The 16,374-nt window shown below is 71.9% G+C and carries 12 protein-coding genes; 7 read left to right on the forward strand and 5 right to left on the reverse strand.

Features of this window, described 5'->3' with window-relative positions:
* Positions 1–98 precede the first annotated feature (98 nt).
* Together AB0D99_RS06705 and AB0D99_RS06710 are read left to right on the forward strand one after the other, a co-directional pair.
* The gene (locus AB0D99_RS06705) at positions 99–2,438 is read left to right on the forward strand and encodes an MMPL family transporter (RefSeq protein WP_362357637.1); all 2,340 of its coding nucleotides are present in this window, start codon (positions 99–101) and stop codon (positions 2,436–2,438) included.
* 41 nt (positions 2,439–2,479) lie between these two features.
* Entirely contained in the window at positions 2,480–3,535 is a 1,056-nt protein-coding gene (locus AB0D99_RS06710) for a zinc-dependent alcohol dehydrogenase family protein (RefSeq protein ID WP_362357639.1), read from the forward strand.
* Positions 3,536–3,731: 196 nt separating this feature from the next.
* On the opposite strand, the gene AB0D99_RS06715 is transcribed toward AB0D99_RS06710, so the two are convergent.
* Both AB0D99_RS06715 and AB0D99_RS06720 read right to left on the reverse strand, forming a co-directional pair.
* Positions 3,732–3,929 (reverse strand): MerR family transcriptional regulator, encoded by a 198-nt coding sequence (locus tag AB0D99_RS06715; protein WP_362357641.1) that lies wholly within the window; start codon positions 3,927–3,929, stop codon positions 3,732–3,734.
* A 332-nt stretch (positions 3,930–4,261) separates the two neighbouring features.
* Entirely contained in the window at positions 4,262–5,170 is a 909-nt protein-coding gene (locus AB0D99_RS06720) for a sugar phosphate isomerase/epimerase (RefSeq protein ID WP_362357643.1), read from the reverse strand.
* Between the two features lie 157 nt (positions 5,171–5,327).
* Here AB0D99_RS06720 and iolC point away from each other — a divergent pair, with 157 nt between their 5' ends.
* From iolC to mmsA, 5 genes are all read left to right on the forward strand, one after another.
* The gene (iolC, locus tag AB0D99_RS06725; protein ID WP_362357715.1) at positions 5,328–6,275 is read left to right on the forward strand and encodes a 5-dehydro-2-deoxygluconokinase; all 948 of its coding nucleotides are present in this window, start codon (positions 5,328–5,330) and stop codon (positions 6,273–6,275) included.
* A 383-nt stretch (positions 6,276–6,658) separates the two neighbouring features.
* Positions 6,659–7,585, forward strand: a complete 927-nt coding sequence (locus tag AB0D99_RS06730) for a deoxyribose-phosphate aldolase (RefSeq protein WP_362357717.1) — start codon at positions 6,659–6,661, stop codon at positions 7,583–7,585.
* Positions 7,582–8,388 (forward strand): 5-deoxy-glucuronate isomerase, encoded by an 807-nt coding sequence (iolB, locus tag AB0D99_RS06735; protein WP_362357645.1) that lies wholly within the window; start codon positions 7,582–7,584, stop codon positions 8,386–8,388. The genes AB0D99_RS06730 and iolB overlap by 4 nt, the downstream gene beginning before the upstream one ends.
* Positions 8,385–10,241 (forward strand): 3D-(3,5/4)-trihydroxycyclohexane-1,2-dione acylhydrolase (decyclizing), encoded by a 1,857-nt coding sequence (gene iolD, locus AB0D99_RS06740; protein ID WP_362357647.1) that lies wholly within the window; start codon positions 8,385–8,387, stop codon positions 10,239–10,241. The genes iolB and iolD overlap by 4 nt, the downstream gene beginning before the upstream one ends.
* Before the next feature lie 14 nt (positions 10,242–10,255).
* Positions 10,256–11,758: a CoA-acylating methylmalonate-semialdehyde dehydrogenase gene (gene mmsA / locus AB0D99_RS06745; RefSeq protein ID WP_362357649.1), complete on the forward strand. Its 1,503-nt coding sequence runs from the start codon at positions 10,256–10,258 to the stop codon at positions 11,756–11,758.
* A 65-nt stretch (positions 11,759–11,823) separates the two neighbouring features.
* Here the strand turns inward: mmsA and AB0D99_RS06750 are convergent, their stop codons facing one another.
* The 3 genes from AB0D99_RS06750 to AB0D99_RS06760 all read right to left on the reverse strand — a co-directional run bounded on the left by AB0D99_RS06750 (position 11,824) and on the right by AB0D99_RS06760 (position 16,351).
* Positions 11,824–14,442 (reverse strand): hypothetical protein, encoded by a 2,619-nt coding sequence (locus AB0D99_RS06750; RefSeq protein WP_362357651.1) that lies wholly within the window; start codon positions 14,440–14,442, stop codon positions 11,824–11,826.
* Between the two features lie 193 nt (positions 14,443–14,635).
* Positions 14,636–15,814, reverse strand: coding sequence for a S8 family peptidase (locus AB0D99_RS06755; protein ID WP_362357653.1), 1,179 nt, complete (start codon positions 15,812–15,814; stop codon positions 14,636–14,638).
* A gap of 111 nt (positions 15,815–15,925) precedes the next feature.
* Positions 15,926–16,351, reverse strand: a complete 426-nt coding sequence (locus AB0D99_RS06760) for a GNAT family N-acetyltransferase (RefSeq protein ID WP_362357655.1) — start codon at positions 16,349–16,351, stop codon at positions 15,926–15,928.
* Positions 16,352–16,374 lie beyond the last annotated feature (23 nt).

The following is a 16,374-nucleotide window of genomic DNA, read 5'->3' on the forward strand; positions in this document are numbered from 1 at the left end:
CGAGCGATGACTCGTGTTTGCCAGTCTATGGCAACGGGCGACCCATGCGACCTGCCGGGAAGCGAGCGCATGGGTCAGGGTGAAGGGGACACCGCGTCATGGCCGAAGTCAAGAAATCAGGGCCCGCACCGGGCGGGGGGTGGACCCGGTTCGTGACGGCCAGGCCGCGCCTGTCCCTGCTGGTCGCGCTCGTGATCACCGCACTCGCCGTCCTCGCGGGCGGCGGTGTCGCCGACCGGATGGGGAGCGGCGGCTTCGAGGACCCGGACGCCGAATCCACGTACGCGACACAGGTCCTGGAGCGGGAGTTCCCCGCCTCCCAGCCCAATCTGCTGCTGCTCGTGAGCGCGCGGCAGGGCGGGGTCGACACCCCCGCCGTGGCCGCCGAGGCCCGGCGCCTCGCCGAGCGGCTCGACGCCGAGCAGGGGGTCGGCGGCATCGGCTCCTACTGGGGGACCGGTTCCCCGGCCCTGCGCTCGGAGGACGGCCGGCAGGCCGTGATCGTCGCCAGGGTCGAGGGCGACGAGAAGGCCGCGGGCGAGATCCTGGAGCGGATCGCCCCGGACTTCCGCGGCGCCCACGGACCCGTCGACGTCTCGATCGGCGGCCGGCTGGCCGTGCAGCACGAGATGCAGTCCACCGTCGAGGAGGACCTGCTGCGCGCCGAGCTGATCGCCCTGCCGGTGACACTCGTCCTGCTCGTCATGGTCTTCGGCAGCGCGGTCGCGGCCATGCTGCCGCTGGGCATCGGCATCGTGGCGATCCTGGGGACGAACGCGGTGCTGCGGGGCCTCACCGAACTCACCGACGTCTCGGTCTTCGCGCAGAACCTGACGACCGCCCTCGGGCTCGGACTCGCCATCGACTACGCCCTGTTCGTGGTCCGCAGGTTCCGCGAGGAGCTCGCCCGGGGGGCCGACACCCGGACCGCCGTCGCCACGACCCTGCGGACGGCCGGGCGGACGGTGCTCTTCTCCGCCCTGACGGTGGCGGCCTCGCTCTCCGCGATGCTCGTCTTCCCGCAGTACTTCCTGCGCTCCTTCGCCTACGCCGGCATCGCGGTGGTGCTGCTCGCCGCCGCGGCCGCCCTGACTCTGCTGCCCGCCGCGCTGCTGCTGCTCGGCGAGCGGGTCAACGCGCTCGACCTGCGCCGTCTGTTCAGGCGCCGCGGGAGCGCCGCGGGCGCGCGTCCGGAGGAGGCCGGTGCGGCCGCCGCGCGGCCCGGGGGCCGGGAGCCGGGGGCCGGCTGGGCTCGGACGGCGACGCTGGTGATGCGGCGCGCGCCCGTCTTCGCCGTCGTCACCACCGCCGGGCTCGTCCTGCTCGGACTGCCCTTCCTCGGTGCCGAGTTCGGCACCGTCGACGATCGGCAGCTCCCCACCACCGCCGAGTCCCGCGTGGTCCAGGACGAGCTGCGCGACGGCTTCCCCGGCAGCCCGGGCGGCGGGCTCACGGTCCTCGCCGAGGGTGGCGCCACCCCGGCCGAGTACGCCGGCTACCGCGAGCGGATCGCGGCGCTCGACGGGATCGTGCGGGTGGACGGACCGGTCGCCTCGGGCGGCGGCGCCGGAGCGCCCGCGTACTTCACGGTGATCCCGGAGGGCGAGGGCGTCGGCGAGACCGCCCAGCGTGTGGTGGGCGAACTGCGCTCCCAGCCGGCCCCGTTCGACACGTCCGTCACCGGAGCCGCCGCCGTCCTGGTCGACTCCAAGGACGCCATAGGCGACCGGCTCCCGTGGGCGGCGGCGATCGTCGTCGTCGTCACCCTGCTCCTGGTCTTCCTGCTGACCGGCAGCGTGCTGATCCCGATCCAGGCCGTCGTCCTCAACGGACTCAGCCTGACCGCGATGTTCGGCGCGGTCGTCTGGGTCTTCCAGGAGGGCCACCTCGCCGGCTTCCTCGGCTTCACCCCGACCGGCGACATCGAGACGACCCTGCCGGTGCTGATGTTCTGCGTCGCCTTCGGACTCTCCATGGACTACGGCGTGTTCCTGCTCTCCCGGATCAAGGAGGAGTACGACGCCACCGGCGACCACGACCACGCGGTCCGGTTCGGCCTGCGTCACACGGGCGGACTGATCACCGCCGCCGCCGTGATCCTCGCCGTCGTGATGGTGGCCATCGGCACCTCCCGGGTCACCAACACCAAGATGCTGGGTCTGGGCGTCGCGCTCGCCGTGCTGATGGACGCGATGGTGGTGCGCAGCCTGCTCGTCCCCTCCGTGATGAAGCTGACCGGGCGGCTGACCTGGTGGGCACCGGGCCCGCTGCGCCGCTTCCACGACCGCTTCGGCATCAGCGAGGGCGGCGCGGAGCCGGAGCGGGTCGCGGAGCCGGGGACGGCGCGGACGCCGGATCGGGTGACGGAGTCGGAGTCGGCGGAAGCGCCGGAGAGGACGGAGGAGGACGCCCGGGACAGGGAGTCCGTCGGCCGCTAGGTTGGAAGGCCGGATTCCGGCGCGGCGGTGAGGGGCGGCCCATGAAGGCAGTGCTGTTCGAGCGGTACGGGCAGGAGGCCGAGGTCCGGGACGTGCCGGACCCCGCTCCCGCCGCCCACGGGGTGGTCGTCCGGGTCGAGGCGACCGGGCTGTGCCGCAGCGACTGGCACGGCTGGATGGGCCACGACCCCGACATCCTCCTGCCGCACGTGCCCGGGCACGAACTCGCCGGTGTGGTGGAGGAGGTGGGGGCGGACGTCGGCAGGTGGAAGCCGGGCGACCGGGTCACCGTCCCCTTCGTCTGCGCCTGCGGAAGCTGTCCGTCGTGCGCGGCCGGGGACCAGCAGGTCTGCGAGCGGCAGACCCAGCCCGGATTCACGCACTGGGGATCCTTCGCCGAGTACGTCGCGCTGGACCGCGCGGACGTGAACCTGGTGACGGTCCCCGAGGAGCTGTCGTACGAGACGGCGGCCGGGCTGGGCTGCCGGTTCGCGACCGCGTTCCGGGCGGTGGTCGCCCAGGGGAGGGTCGCGGCGGGCGAGTTCGTGGCCGTCCACGGCTGCGGTGGCGTCGGACTCTCGGCCGTGATGATCGCGGCGGCATCCGGGGCGAGCGTGGTCGCCGTCGACGTGTCGCCGAAGGCCCTTGAGCTGGCGAGGGCGTTCGGCGCGGTCGAGTGCGTCGACGCCTCCGCCCTGGCGTCGACGCCCGGCGGGACGGCCGCGGCGGTGCGGGCGCTGACCGGCGGGGGCGCCCACCTCTCGCTCGACGCGCTCGGTTCCCCGGCGACCTGCGCCGCCTCGGTGGAGAGCCTGCGCCGCCGCGGCCGGCACGTCCAGGTCGGGCTGCTCCCGCCCGCGGCCGGAGAAGCGGTGGTTCCCATGGCCCGGGTGATCGGTCTGGAGCTGGAGATCGTGGGCAGCCACGGCATGGCCGCCCACGCCTACGGCCCCATGATGGAGATGGTCCGCACGGGCAGCCTGCGCCCCGACCGGCTCGTCACCTCCACCGTGCCGCTGGCGGCGGCCCCGGCCGCGCTGGCGGCGATGGGCACGGCGCCCGGTTCGGGCGTGACGGTCATCAGGCCCTGGCACTGAGCGTCTCCCTCGTCCGCACCTGTCTCGGGCCGTCCCCCGAACCGCGGGCACATGGCCCGGACATGCCGAGTGGCCCCGCACCGGTGTCGGGTGCGGGGCCACTCGCCGGCCCTCGGGGCCGGGGCCCTCGTGCTGCGGCCCCGGGGCCGGAAGCTCGTGGCAGGAGGTGCGCCACGAGCTCGTGCCGGGCGCGAGGTCAGTCGCGGCGGCTCCGGTTGCCCGGACGGTTGGCCACCCAGGCGTGGATCGTGTCCGCGTACCAGTAGGGCTTTCCCGACTCGACGTGATCCGGCGGAGGCAGCAGGCCGTGCTTCCGGTAGGAGCGGACGGTGTCCGGCTGCACCCTGATGTGCGCGGCGATGTCCTTGTAGGACCAGAGCCTTCGTTCCGTCATGCGGGTACCTCCCTGCGCGCCTCGCAGCGGCGGCGGGGGTGCCGTTCGGGGGAGCTGCGAAGGCCGGCGCTGGCGATCACTGAGCCTGTGCCCCTTGAACGACCTGCTGCGACGTGAGGAGAACGGCTGTCGTACGGCTGTGACGGAAAGCCCGCGTCATGGAGATATGTGTGACGAGAGGGGGACGGATGTGACGAAAGTGACGCACGATCACATCCATCCGGACCGGCGCGCCTTGTCGCCCACGGGGCGATCCAGCCCTAGGGGGTGTCGGATGCCTCCGCGCCCGATCCCGGGAACGCCGATGCCGCCCTCGGAAGAGACACCCGGAGCTATGCTCCGCAGGAGCGCAGAAAGCGGCGGGTGCGGACCGCGATCGGATAGGGCTTGTCCGGATCGCACGGATACATGTCCTGCTCGACGATCGCGAACAGCTCCACGTCCAGCGCCTGCGCCGCGGCCAGCACCGGCTCCAGAGCGGGTACGCCGGCGGGCGGCTCGCACATCACGCCCCGCGCCACCGCCGGACCGAAGGGCACCCCGTCCGCCACGACACCGGCGAGGATCTCCGGATCGACCTGCTTGAGATGGAGATAGCCGATCCGCTCGCCGTAGGTCTCGATCAGCTTGACGCTGTCGCCGCCGCAGTACGCGTAGTGGCCGGTGTCCAGACAGAGCGCGACCAGGTCGGGATCGGTGGCGTCCAGGAAGCGCGCCACGTTCTCCTCGCTGTCGACATGGGTGTCCGCATGCGGATGGACGACGACGCGCAGACCGTAGCGCTCCCGGACCTCGCGGCCCAGGCGCTCGGTCAGACCGGTCAGATTCCGCCACTGCGCGGCGGTGAGCGTGCGCTCCTCAAGGACCTCGCCCGTCTTGTCGTCCCGCCAGAAGGACGGGATGACGACGAGGTGCTCCGCACCCATCGCCTGGGCCAGCGCGGCGTTCTCGGCGACATGCGCCCAGGTCCTGTCCCAGACGGCGGGGCCGTGGTGCAGCCCGGTGAAGACCGTCCCGGCCGAGACGCGCAGCCCCCGGCGACCGGTCTCCTCGGCCAGCACCGCGGGGTCCGTGGGCAGATAGCCGTACGGGCCGAGTTCGATCCACTCGTAACCGGAACCGGCGACCTCGTCGAGGAAGCGCTGCCAGGGGACCTGCCGGGGGTCGTCGGCGAACCAGACGCCCCAGGAATCGGGGGCGGAGCCGACACGGATGCGGGACAGAGGCGACGACATCGTCATGAGAGCCACCTTGACCGCGTTCGGAACGACGCGTCAAGACGCTCGTCCGAATGTCAGGACATAGCGTTGACAGGGTTCGGGTGGACGGCTAGACCTGGGTGCGGGGCCGAGGCGAGAGGTGGCGCGCGTGGATGCGGAGCCGTACGAGCTGATCACGATGGGGCGTCTCGGTGTGGACCTCTACCCGCTCCAGATCGGCGTTCCGCTCGCCCGGGTGGAGACCTTCGGGAAGTTCCTGGGCGGCTCGCCCGCCAACGTGGCCGTGGCGGCGGCCAGACTCGGCCGGCGGACGGCGCTCGTGAGCCGGACCGGGGCGGATCCCTTCGGCACCTATCTGCACGAGGAGCTGCGGGGGTTCGGTGTCGACGACCGGTGGGTGACCGCCGTCGAGGAGCACCCGACACCGGTCACCTTCTGCGAGATCTTTCCGCCCGACGACTTCCCGATCCACTTCTACCGCAGGCCCCGGGCGCCCGATCTGGAGATCCACCCGCACGAACTGGACCACGGGGCGATCCGTACGGCGCGGGCGTTCTGGGCGACGGGCACCGGGCTGAGCGTCGAGCCCAGCCGGTCGGCGACGCTGGAGGCGCTGCGAGAACGGGGCGGCGCGGATCCGACGGTGTTCGACCTGGACTGGCGTCCCGCGCTCTGGCCCGACCCGGGCGAGGCGGGACCGCTCTACCGGGAGGCCCTCGCCACGGCCACGGTCGCCGTGGGCAACCTCGACGAGTGCGAGATCGCGACGGGGGAGCGTGAGCCGTACGCCGCCGCCCGCGCGCTGCTCGCCGCCGGGGTACGGCTCGCCGTCGTCAAGCAGGGCCCCAAAGGTGTCCTCGCGATGACCGCCGACGGCGAGAGCGCGGAGGCGCCACCGCTGCCGGTCGAGGTCGTCAACGGGCTCGGCGCGGGGGACGCGTTCGGAGGGGCGCTGTGCCACGGGCTGCTGGCCGGCTGGGACCTCGACCGGACGATCCGCTGGGCCAACGCGGCGGGCGCCATCGTCGCCGGCCGCCTCGCCTGCTCGTCCGCGATGCCGTACGCGGACGAGATCGAGCAGGCCCTCGCCACCGGCACGGGATCCGTCCCGGAGCGCACCCCATGACCGGCCGCCCCGGCGAGACCTGGCGCACCCGCGCGGCCCACCGTCGCGCGGGCGGCCCAAGACCGCCCGCCCCGCCACCCACGGGCACGGGCGCGGAGTCCGGCGCCCCGCCCCCCGCAGGCACGCCCGCAACCCCGCCCCCCGCCGGCACGGGCGCGGGCGTGGAGTCCGCCGCCCCGGCCGCCCCCGCCCCGTGGGCCCGGACCGCCAGCCAGAGCCCGTCGGCCCCGCCTGCCGCGCCCGCCGCGGCCCCGCCGTCCCGGCCCGCCGCCGCCGTCGAGGGGATCCCGTCCGCCGGACCGCCCGACCCCCTTCGTCGTGCCGCGCACCCCTCGCCGCCCCGGCGGCTCGCGCGGTCCGGGGGCGGGGTGCCCGGGGTCGGGCTGGAGGACGTCGACGTCGAGCGGATCGTCGCCCTGCGGGCGCACCATCCCGAGGCCGTCGCCGAGGCGGCCGCGCGGCGACGGACGCGGGGCCTGCTCCAGGACGGCGGCCGGCTCCTGATCGTCGCCGCGGACCATCCCGCCCGTGGGGCGCTCGCCGTCGGGGACCGGCCGTACGCCATGGCCGACCGGGCCGATCTCCTCGCCCGGCTCCGGCTCGCGCTCTCCCGCCCCGGGGTCGACGGGGTCCTCGCCTCCGCCGACGTCCTCGACGACCTGCTCCTCCTCGGCGCCCTCGAAGGCCGCCTCGCCGTCGGCTCGATGAACAGGGGCGGCCTCGCCGGGTCCGCGTTCGAGCTCGACGACCGGTTCACCGGTCACCGCCCCCAGGACCTCGCCCGGCTCGGCTTCGACGCCGGAAAGCTCCTCCTGCGGATCGACCCCGAGGACCCCGGCTCGCTCACCACCCTCCACTCCGCCGCCCGCGCCGTCGACGAGATGGCCGGTCTGCGGCTCCCCGTCTTCGTCGAACCCTTCCTCTGCCGCCGCGACCGCGAAGGCCGGCTCCACACCGACCTCTCCGCCGAGGGCGTCATCACCTCCCTCGCCGTCGCCTCCGGCCTCGGCGGAACCTCGGCCTACACCTGGCTCAAGGTCCCGGTCACCGAACACCCCGACGACATGGCCCGCGTCATGGAGACCACCACCCTGCCCGCCGTCCTCCTCGGCGGGGACCCCGGGCCCGGCCCGGACGCCCAGGAGCTCGCGTACGAGAAATGGCGCGGCGCGCTGCGCCTGCCCACCGTCCGGGGGCTCGTCGTCGGCCGTTCGCTGCTCTATCCCCCGGACGGAGATGTGGCCGGAGCCGTCGATACCGCTGCGAGCCTGCTGCACGACGCGGTAGGAAGGGGTACGCACCACCCATGACCTCTCTCCATCTGCCCGCGGGGACCGCCTCCCGCGGGCCGTACGCCCTCCACATCGACCCCGAACGGGCCGGCTGGGGGTACTCCGCACTGCGCGTCCTCGAACTGGGCCCGGGAGACACCCATCGCCTGGACACCGGGGACAGCGAGTGGATCGTGCTTCCGCTCACCGGCGGCTGTACGGTGCACGTCGACGGCCAGGACATGCAACTCCTGGGCCGCGAGAGCGTGTTCGGCGGAGTGTCCGACTTCGCGTACGTGCCCCGCGACGCCCGGGTCCAGATCGCCTCCGGCGCAGGAGGCCGCTTCGCTTTGGCAGGAGCGAAGTGCGAGCGACGACTCCCCGCTCGCTACGGCCCCGCGCCGGAGGTACCCGTCGAAGCGCGCGGCAGCGGCAACCAGGCCCGCGAAGTACGCAACTTCGCCGCCGCGGGCGTCTTCGAGGCCGACCGCCTCATCGCCGTCGAGGTGATCACCCCCGGCGGGAACTGGTCCTCCTACCCGCCCCACAAGCACGACCGCCACCGCCCCGGCACCGAGTCCGAGCTGGAGGAGATCTACTACTACGAGATCGCCGACGGCGGCCTCGGCTACCAGCGGATCTCCCCCTCCCGGCCCGGCGGCGCCGAGCTGCTCGCCGAGGTCCGCGGCGGCGACGCCGTCCTCGTGCCCGACGGCTGGCACGGCCCGTCCATCGCCCAGCCGTCCCACGCCATGTATTACCTGAACGTGATGGCGGGACCAGGACCGGAGAGGGAGTGGAAGATCTGCTTCCACCCCGACCACTCGGAGGGGTACTCGTGAGCAGACTGACCGTCGCGCAGGCCCTGGTGCGATTCCTCGCCGCGCAGTACACCGAACGCGACGGCGTACGGCACCGGTTGATCGCCGCGACCTGGGGTGTCTTCGGGCACGGCAACGTCGCCGGGATCGGCCAGGCGCTCGTCGAGTACGCCGAGGAGATGCCGTACCACCAGGGCCGCAACGAGCAGGCCATGGTGCACGCGGCCGTCGGCTACGCGCGCCAGTCGAACCGGCTGTCCGCGCACGCCGTCACCACCTCGATCGGCCCGGGCGCCACCAACCTCGTCACCGGCGCGGCGCTCGCCACGATCAACCGACTGCCTGTCCTGCTGCTCCCCGGCGACGGCTTCGCCACCCGCCCCGCCGACCCCGTGCTCCAGCAGCTCGAAGTCCCCTACGCGGGTGAGGTGTCGGTCAACGACTGCCTGCGGCCCGTGTCGAAGTACTTCGACCGGATCACCCGCCCCGAGGCGCTGATCCCGGCCGCGCTCGCGGCCGTGCGGGTCCTCGCCGACCCCGTCGACACCGGCGCGGTCACGCTCGCGCTGCCGCAGGACGTCCAGGCGGAGGCGTACGACTGGCCCGAGGAGTTCCTCGCCGAGCGGACCTGGACCGTCCGGCGCCCCCGGCCCGACACGACCGAAGTCGAAGCAGCCGTGCAGGAGATCAGAGCCGCCCGGCGGCCCCTGATCATCGCGGGCGGCGGGGTCCGGTACAGCGGGGCCGAGGACGCCCTGCGGACCCTCGCCGAGCGGACCCGCATCCCCGTCGCCACCACCCAGGCCGGCAAGGGCGTCCTGCCGTACGACCACGACTGCGAGACCGGCGGCATCGGCCACACCGGCAGCTCCACCGCCAACGCCCTGGCCCGGGCGAGCGATCTCGTCATCGGCGTCGGCACCCGCTACACCGACTTCACCACCGCCTCCGGAACCCTCTTCCCCGAGGGCGTCCGCTTCCTCAACCTCAACATCACCGCCTTCGACGCCCACAAGCAGGCCGCGCTGCCGCTCGTCGCCGACGCCCGCGAGGGGCTCACGGCCCTCACCGAGGCGCTCGGCGACCACCGCCGGGAGCGGGACGGGTGGACGTCCTCGAAGCGGGACTGGCAGGAACGGGTCGACGACGCCTACGCCGTCCCCGACGAGGACGTCCGCCCCACCCAGCCGCAGGTCCTCGGCGTCCTCGACACTCTGGTCACCGAGGACGACATCCTGATCAACGCGGCCGGCTCGCTCCCCGGCGACCTCCACAAGCTCTGGCGGGCCCGGTCGACCGACCAGTACCACGTCGAGTACGGGTACTCATGCATGGGATACGAGATCCCGGCGGCGATCGGCGTCGCTCTCGCCGCGCCCGGCCGGCCGGTCTGGGCCCTCGTCGGAGACGGTACGTATCTGATGAATCCCACCGAGATCGTCACGGCGGTGCAGGAGGGGCTGCCCATCAAGATCGTCATCCTGCAGAACCACGGGTACGCCTCCATCGGAGGGCTCTCCGAGTCCGTCGGCGGCGAGCGGTACGGCACCGCGTACCGCTTCAGGGACCCGGAAGGGCGATTCACCGGCGCGCCGCTCCCCGTCGACCTCGCCGCCAACGCGGCCTCCCTCGGCATGCGGGTGCTGACCGCCCGCACCGTGCGTGACCTGCGAGAAGCCCTCGCCGACGCCCGGACGTCGACCGTTCCCACATGTGTCTATACGGAGACCGAAACGGCAGACACAGTGTCGGGCGCGCCCCCCGCCCAGGCATGGTGGGATGTGCCCGTGGCCGAGACCTCGACCCGCCCGTCGGCGGTCAAGGCCCGGGAGGAGTACGACCGGCACGTCACCGCCCGACGCCGCCATCTCTGAAGGAGTAGTTCGTCATGACGAAGACCGTCAACCACTGGATCGGTGGCAAGGCCGTCGAGGGCACGTCGGGCAACTGGGGCCCGGTCACCGACCCGGCCACCGGTGCCGTCACCACGAAGGTGGCCCTGGCCTCGGTCGACGAGGTCGACGCGGCCGTCGCCGCGGCGAAGGCCGCGTATCAGACCTGGGGCACGGCGTCGCTGGCGCAGCGCACCACCATCCTGTTCAAGTTCCGCGCGCTGCTCGACGCCAACCGGGACGCGATCGCCGAGCTGATCACCGCCGAGCACGGCAAGGTCCACTCGGACGCGCTGGGCGAGGTCGCCCGCGGTCTGGAGATCGTCGACCTGGCCTGCGGCATCACCACCCAGCTCAAGGGCGAGCTGTCCACCCAGGTGTCGAACCGGGTGGACGTGGCCGCGATCCGCCAGCCGGTGGGCGTGGTGGCCGGCATCACGCCGTTCAACTTCCCCGCCATGGTCCCGATGTGGATGTTCCCCATCGCCATCGCGTGCGGCAACACCTTCATCCTCAAGCCCAGCGAGAAGGACCCCTCGCCCTCGCTGAAGATCGCCGAACTGCTCGCCGAGGCGGGTCTGCCGGACGGCGTCTTCAACGTCGTCCACGGTGACAAGGTGGCCGTGGACCGGCTCCTGGAGCACCCGGACGTCTCGGCGATCTCGTTCGTGGGCTCGACCCCGATCGCCCGCTACATCCACACGACGGCCTCGGCGGCGGGCAAGCGCGTCCAGGCGCTCGGCGGCGCGAAGAACCACATGCTGGTGCTCCCGGACGCGGACCTGGACGCGGCCGCCGACGCGGCGGTCTCCGCGGCGTACGGCTCGGCCGGTGAGCGCTGCATGGCCATCTCGGCGGTCGTCGCGGTCGGCGCGATCGGCGACGAGCTGGTGCAGAAGATCCGCGAGCGCGCCGAGAAGATCAAGATCGGCCCCGGCAACGACCCGACCTCCGAGATGGGCCCGCTGATCACGGCCGTCCACCGCGACAAGGTCGCCTCGTACGTGAAGGGCGCGGCGGACGAGGGCTGCGAGGTCGTCCTCGACGGCACCGGCTACACCGTGGACGGCTTCGAGGACGGCCACTGGATCGGCCTGTCCCTCCTGGACAAGGTCCCGACGTCGGCGAAGGCGTACCAGGACGAGATCTTCGGCCCGGTGCTGTGCGTGCTGCGCACCGAGACGTACGAGGAGGGCGTCGCCCTCATCAACGCCTCGCCGTTCGGCAACGGCACCGCGATCTTCACCCGCGACGGCGGCGCCGCCCGCCGCTTCCAGCTGGAGATCGAGGCCGGCATGGTCGGCGTGAACGTGCCGATCCCGGTGCCGGTCGGCTACCACTCCTTCGGTGGCTGGAAGGACTCGCTCTTCGGCGACCACCACATCTACGGCAACGACGGCGTCCACTTCTACACCCGCGGCAAGGTCGTCACCACCCGCTGGCCGGACCCCTCCGAGGCCCCCACCGGCGTGGACCTGGGCTTCCCGCGCAACCATTGACACACCCCTGCACCCCAGCGACCCCCGTCGGCTCCGGCCGGCGGGGGTCGCTGCCTGCTCCGGGGTCAACCGGTGCGACGGAGGCCCGTCGGCACGGTCGTCCTGACCGTGGCGAGGAGCCGCCACATCCCGTCCGGTTCATGGAGTCCGTGCAAGGCGTTGGGGAAGGCCAGCTCATGGTCCTCGGGATCGAGCTGGTCACGCAGCGCCCGCCAGGTGGCCTCGTAGTCCGCACATGCCTGTTGGACCGCGGCCTGCATCACGAAGTTGGGGAACGGCCCGTTGTGTTTGACCGCCTCGACCCACTGGTCGCTTCGCCGGATGGGCGACATCGAGTCGAACGGCCCACCGATGGCTCGGCTCAGGACTTTCAGTCGTTCCTCGATGGTCTCCTCGAATCCTCTGAGACTCTCCTTGGCCGCCCCGGCGGAGAACCACGTCGCCTCGTCCAGCAGGTCGTCCAGTTCGGGCAGCTTCGACGGAAGGCCGTACTTCGCCAGCAGTGTCGCGTCGGCGAGTTCCCGCACGGTCTGCAGGAGCTTCGCCCGGTCGCGCCAGTCCCGCCCCTGGTTGGCGGCCACCCGATGGACGCACTGCCAGACCAGCTTTTCGCTGACGAACCACTCGGCGATCAGGTGTGACTCGGCGGGGAGGAGCTTGCCGCGCAGCCGCCACGTGTGTTCCATGACCTGCGCGGTGCCTCCGAGGAGCTGCTGGTCGTACGCCGCCAGCTCGACCCCCACGGGACGCTTGGGCCGGTCCCGGTCGGGGGCCTCATGGGGATACCTCTCGCGCTCGAAGCGTATGAACCGGGGGCTCGGGCGCAGCCATTCGAGATCCGGATCCTCCGTGAGAAGCCAGGAGCGCATGAGGGGTTGGAAGCTGTTCAAGTCCGCTCGCGCGGCGGCTTCGAGTTCGTCCACGGCCTTCTCGGCAAGGGCGTCCCGTTTCCGCTCGTCGTCCTGGCCGTGCATCGCCACGGCGTAGCTACAGGCCGCGTTGTACCTGTCCTGCCAAGGCCGTTGCGGCCACAGTCGCACGGTCCTGAGCACCCCCGTCGTCCCCCGCCAGATGCACCAGCCGCGGGCCTGCTGCACCCGCTTCATGAGACCGCCCGCGGTCTCCGGCCAGTAGATGTCGGTCCGCAATCCCGGGACCTTGTGTCCCGGGGCCTGATCCACGGCCCATGCCAGACGCAGACGCGCCCACACGTCTCGATTGAGCCGGAGAGAGGTCCAGGTGAGCCCTCTGCTCTGCCGGCCACTGGGATGCCTGAGGAAGCGGAGGACGGGGTAGTCGCAGGCGAGTTGGTACATCTCCTCCTCGCAGGCGAGCTGGAAGATCAGGCTGACCGTCTTCAGATCGAGGCCTTCGTCTCCGAGCTCGTGCTCCAGCCAGGTCCGCGCATCCGACACGTCCAGAATGGGTTCCTTCCTCCCCGGTGGTGTGAGGTAGATGACCGCCGGCCAGTACCTCTCGACGAGCGCGGGCGCCAGTGACTTGCGGATCTCTGCCCGGGTCTGGGCGCGTCGTCGGTACTTGCGGTGGTCGGCGGGATCCAAGGCCGACTCGCACCACTGACTGGCTGTACGTTCGGCCATCCCGAGGACGACGGCATAGCGGAAACGCGCTTCGAGGAGGCCGCTGCGCCACCATCGGTAGCGCTTGCAGAGGAATCGACGTGGATTCCAGGCGCCCCTTCTCAGGCGCGCGTTCCGCTCCTGCCGGCTCTGCCCGTCCAGGAGGATGGCTCCGTGATACGTCTCGAGCGCGTCGAGGTGCAACCACAGCTTCTCCTGGGTCCCCGCGATCTGCGTCCGCAGATGGATGTTGGTGGGATCGAGGCGTAGGGCCGCGTAGTAGCGGTCGAGGGCGTCGTCGAACTTCCGGTCCCGGCTGAGCTCCCTCGCCTCCTGATAGGCGGCGAACAGTTCGGGTGGGAGACTCCGGCCCCGCCATTCCTGCCAGGGCGCCCCGCGGCTCGCCTGGGTGACCGGAACCAGTGCCGCCATCACCCAGTACCCTGCGGCCCGCACCGCTTCCTCCCACGTCTGGTGCCACCGCGTGTCCGTGCGACTGCCCCTCAACGCATAAGAGGTGACGGTGATGGTGACGCCGAACCGGGGCTCCTGCGGCCGTATCCGCAGGACTCCCCGCACCATGTAGGCGACCTTCGGCCGGAGACGGCTGAACAGACGCAGGATGCTCGTTCCCAGCTTCTTCGGCTCGAGGTCGATGTCGCCGAGGAGGTCGAGGAAGTTCTCCGCCGGAGACTCGGCGGGGAGCGCGGACGGAGGATAGAGGTTCGTCTCCGACAGCTGCTTGCGCAGTTGGGCGGTGAGACCCTCCAGGTACGGTTCGCCTTCCGCAGTCGAGGCGACGAGTTGCTGCACGTCCACCGGACCGGGCTTGAACGCGTTGCGCTGCAGCATCCAGCGGCGCAGGGCCCAGAACAAGAGGATCAGGAGCAGCAGACACAACAGACGGAGGCTCAGGCCGGCTCCGTCCTTGCCGCCCTGCACCGTGCGCGCGGCTCCTTCGAAGAACCGCATGAAGCACTCGGACACGGTCTGGAGCCAGCCTGGCCAGTCCTTCGAAGCGTCCCAGGACGTCCAACCCACGCCGCAGACGGCGCAGATGAGAAGGACGACGGAGAGAATGGCCAGGGCCCCTGCGCGCTTCACGTGAGGTACCGGCAGTGATGACGATTCGCTCGGGGAGTGCCGCTCAGAACGAGAGGGCATGTCGACCTCGGTTCGTCCTAGTCGTCACTTCCCAGTCTTCTACGCTTTTCGGCGAGAGCAAGTCGGCACATACGCGGATGCCCGAGGAGCGGGTGTACCCGGCGGGTACCCGGCTCCTCGGGCATCTGGTCGGCTAGAAGACCGAGTGGAGCAGCTTGTTCGGGGAGCCCGACAAGGGGTTCTGGACCTTGCCGTCGGTCGCGTTGTTCACCAGGGCGGTGCTCACCTGGGCCGGAGTGGCCGTCGGGTGGGTGGCGAGGTAGAGGGCGGCCACGCCCGCGGTGTGCGGGGCCGCCATCGACGTGCCCGAGATCGTGTTCGTCGCCGTGTCGTTGTCCTTCCACGCCGACGTGATGGACACGCCGGGGGCGAAGAGGTCCACGCACGTGCCGTAGTTGGAGAACGACGCCCGCTTGTCGGCGGAGTCCGTCGCGCCGACCGTGATCGCCTCCGGGACCCGGGCCGGGGAGTAGTTGCACGCCCGGGCCGGCAGACCGAGGATGTTGCCGTTGCCGGCGGCGACCGCGTACGTCACGCCGGAGGCGATCGAGCGCTTCACCGCGTCGTCGAGGGAGGTGTTCGCACCCCCGCCCAGGCTCATGTTGGCGACGGCCGGCTTGACCGCGTTGGCCGTGACCCAGTCGACGCCCGCGATCACCCCGGCCGTCGAACCGGAGCCGTTGCAGTCCAGGACGCGTACCGCCACCAGCTTCGCGCCCTTGGCGACGCCGTACTTCGCGCCGCCGACCGTGCCCGCGACATGCGTGCCGTGGCCCTGGCAGTCCTGGCCGTTCTGGCCGCCGCCGACGGTGTCCGTGCCCACCCTGGCCCGGCCGCCGAACTCGCTGTGCGAGGTGCGGATTCCGGTGTCGATGATGTACGCGGTGACGTTCGACGCCGTCGTGTCATAGGTGTACGTCGTCGACAGCGGCAGGTTCCGCTGGTCGATCCGGTCCAGACCCCAGGTCGCGCCGGTCTGGGTGTCGGCGACCCGCACGGTCGCGTTCTGCTCGACGTACGCCACCCGCGGGTCGGCGGCCAGGGCCTTGGCCCTGGACTCGGACATCGAGGTCGAGAAGCCCTTCAGGACGGTCGTGTACTCGTGCTTCGGCGTCACACCCAGATCGGCCGCACGGGTCGAACCGTCCTTGAGGACGACGATCCAGCTGTTCTCGATCGCGAGGGAGGCCGGGGCGAGGCGGAGATCACCGAGCGGGGCGCCCTGGGCGGTGGGGGAGACGGCGACCTGCAGGCCGGCGGCGAGCGCGAGGACGGGGACGACCGCCAGGGCGCGGCGAGGTATTCGGGTCATGTGGTGGGGCACCTGAACCTTTCGTGGGCCGTGTTACCGGCAGGTACGGGCGGTTGGTGCGCCACAGAGTCTCGTGTCGGCATGCGACGTACAAGAGCCCGTCCGGTCCCCTCACCGGTCCTTCACCTCGAACTCCCACGTCAGCATGGCGAACTCACCGTCGTCCCCCGCCCCCGCCGACCGGTACGTCGCCAGCGCCGGGCCGTTGCCCGTGTCCACCCCGACCCACGCGTCGTAACACCCCCGCTCCCGCGCCTCGGCCACCAGAGCCCGCGTCAGCGCCCGGCCGACGCCCCGGCGCCGGTACCCCTCGTCCACCGACAGCTCGTACAGACACATCTCCACCCCCTTGTCCGGGTGGAGCATCTCGATCCCCGACACCAGACCGGCCGGGAACCCGTCCTCCGCGTACGCGATCAGCATCAGATGCCCCGGCGCGGCGAGGAACCGCTCGGCCCACTCCGCGCGCGGCGCGTCGTCGTAGAGGTGCGCCGCGGCCATCAGCTCGGCCACCGTCGTCGCCCGCCGGATCTCCATCCCCAGCCACTCCCTCGTCGAGG

The sequence above is a fragment of the Streptomyces sp. NPDC047971 genome, from assembly GCF_040653355.1.
Lineage (GTDB): Bacteria > Actinomycetota > Actinomycetes > Streptomycetales > Streptomycetaceae > Streptomyces.

Bases quoted from the DNA above. Each gene is read 5' to 3' on its own strand.
- AB0D99_RS06705 (WP_362357637.1), top strand. From the start codon at position 99: ATGGCCGAAGTCAAGAAATCAGGGCCCGCACCGGGCGGGGGGTGGACC.
- AB0D99_RS06710 (WP_362357639.1), top strand. From the start codon at position 2,480: ATGAAGGCAGTGCTGTTCGAGCGGTACGGGCAGGAGGCCGAGGTCCGG.
- AB0D99_RS06715 (WP_362357641.1), bottom strand. From the start codon at position 3,929: ATGACGGAACGAAGGCTCTGGTCCTACAAGGACATCGCCGCGCACATC.
- AB0D99_RS06720 (WP_362357643.1), bottom strand. From the start codon at position 5,170: ATGACGATGTCGTCGCCTCTGTCCCGCATCCGTGTCGGCTCCGCCCCC.
- iolC (WP_362357715.1), top strand. From the start codon at position 5,328: ATGGGGCGTCTCGGTGTGGACCTCTACCCGCTCCAGATCGGCGTTCCG.
- iolB (WP_362357645.1), top strand. From the start codon at position 7,582: ATGACCTCTCTCCATCTGCCCGCGGGGACCGCCTCCCGCGGGCCGTAC.
- mmsA (WP_362357649.1), top strand. From the start codon at position 10,256: ATGACGAAGACCGTCAACCACTGGATCGGTGGCAAGGCCGTCGAGGGC.
- AB0D99_RS06755 (WP_362357653.1), bottom strand. From the start codon at position 15,814: ATGACCCGAATACCTCGCCGCGCCCTGGCGGTCGTCCCCGTCCTCGCG.
- AB0D99_RS06760 (WP_362357655.1), bottom strand. From the start codon at position 16,351: ATGGAGATCCGGCGGGCGACGACGGTGGCCGAGCTGATGGCCGCGGCG.